Below are 448 nucleotides of genomic sequence, written 5' to 3' on the forward strand. Positions count from 1 at the left end.
TGCCCAGCCACCGACGGCGGACACGATGGAGCTGCAGGACGCGAACACCGGCGACTTCGTCCCCATCCTGCCCACCGACCCGGAGCCCCTGCTGTGGGTCACGTCCGGCGGCGAGCTGCTCTGGCGGCAGCCGGGCAGGACCTCCCCGTGGACGCCAGGCCCGTACGTCCTGGAGGACTTCGCCCTGCCCCGCGTCCAGCTGCGCGCCGCCAGCGCGGGCACGTGGATGTACTCGCCCCTGGGCGGCGAGCCGGGCTCCGTGGAGTTCCGGTTGGAGTGGCGCACCGGCGCCGAACCGCTGCCCGCGGGGACGCTGCGCCCCGTCAGCCGTGGCGCGACGTGCGAGCCGTCCTTCCCCGATGTCTGTCCTTGGACGGATGGCCTGCTCACGCCCGTGGCCTTCTCCCGGGAGGCGACCGCCGCCCGGGTCCGCAGCGTCGTCCTCACC

The 448-nt window shown here is 74.8% G+C and carries 1 pseudogene; it reads left to right on the forward strand.

The features are described 5' to 3' along the window. A pseudogene (locus D7W81_RS41530) lies at positions 1 to 448 on the forward strand (hypothetical protein); the annotation flags it as partial.

The organism is Corallococcus aberystwythensis (assembly GCF_003612165.1).
In the GTDB taxonomy this organism is placed as follows: Bacteria; Myxococcota; Myxococcia; order Myxococcales; family Myxococcaceae; genus Corallococcus; species Corallococcus aberystwythensis.